Source organism: Microbacterium sp. zg.Y909 (assembly GCF_024626565.1).
Window position 1 is genome coordinate 1 of the sequence record NZ_JANJFJ010000655.1, and the last position, 1338, is coordinate 1338.

Sequence of the window (1338 nt, forward strand, 5' to 3'; positions counted from 1 at the left end):
GGCGTGGGGGCGAAGGCGTCTTCGGAGTCGGCGGTGAGATCGTCCGGCGTTGCCATGTCGACGTCGGCGAACTGCGTGCCCCCGTCGCTGAAGACGAACAGGCGTTCGCCGTTCTGCGCGAGCGAGCTGCCGTTCTCCACCTGCTTGACGGTGTCGAGCTCGGCCAGCTCGAGATTCACGCGGGCGTACCCGCTGCCACTGCCGTTCTGCATGGCCCACACCGTCGCATCGTCCAGCGGCGTCTGCTGCGCGTCGTAGCCGGGCCACACGGCGGCGAGGGTGGCCACGAGCGCAACCACCACGCCCACGGCGGCAGCGCCGATGACGTTGCCGGAGGGTCTCCGGCGGGCGACGGGGGATGCCATCTCAGCCGTTTCCCGTCAGCAGCAGCACGGCGGCGGTGATGCCGCCGGCCACCACCACGGCGGCGGCGGAGGCGATGAGCGCGATGCGGACGGCGCCCGGCCGCCGGAGCGGCCGCGCGCCGGCGAGCACCGTGCCCTCATCGAGTCGGCGGCGGGCGCCGCCGCGAGCGCGCGGCGGGCGCTGCGTCGCACGTTCGACGCGGGGCCGCACCGGCCCGCGTGCGCGGTCGTCCTGGAAGTCCACGGCGACGCCGGCCATCGCCCATTCGTCGACGGCGACTTCGAGCGCCGTGTGCGGCATTCCCAGCTCGTGCTGCACCAGCTGCAGCTCGTGGGCGAACTCGGCCGCCGAAGCCTGGCGTGCAGCGGGGTCCTTGCTCATCGATCGCGCGAGCACGGCCTCGAGGCGTTCTGGCACGTCCGGACGACCGATGGGGGTGTAGGACGCGCGCCGGATGCGGCTCTTCAGCTGGTCACGGGAGTTCTGACCGCTCCCGGAGCGCTCGAACGGGCTGCGTCCGGCCAGCAGCGAGTAGACCGTCGCGCCCAGCCCCCAGATCTCCGCGGGGATCGACCCCGACACCCGTTCATCGACGATCTCGGGGGCGCTCCACGGCACCGACATCGCGAACACCTCGTCGGCGCCGGTGCGTCCGTTGACGGCTGCGGCGATGCCGAAGTCGCTGAGCACGGGTGAGCCGAAGGCGGTGACGAGGATGTTCGACGGCTTGATGTCGCGGTGCAGCAGGCCGGAGCGGTGGGCGGTCTCGAGCGCCGAGGCGATCTTGACCGACAGTTGAAGCACTTCGGCCACGGGCATGACCTCGCGCCGGTAGCGATTGGTCAGCGAGGTGGGGCAGTACTCCATGACCAGGTAGGGCCGGCCGTCGGCGGAGATGCTCGCCTCGTAGATCGTCAGGATCGAGGGGTGCGAGCTCAGGCGGGCCATGACGTCGGCCTCGGCGTTGAACAT

Annotated in this window: 2 protein-coding genes; both read right to left on the minus strand. The window is 71.6% G+C overall.

The genetic code is table 11. From position 1 onward, the window contains the following. The coding region (locus NQ160_RS23855) for a hypothetical protein (protein ID WP_257517464.1) at positions 1-365 on the minus strand (365 nt) is incomplete at its 3' end. 1 nt (position 366) lies between these two features. Next, positions 367-1338: serine/threonine-protein kinase (locus NQ160_RS23860; protein WP_257517465.1), on the minus strand; the 972-nt coding region annotated here is incomplete at its 5' end.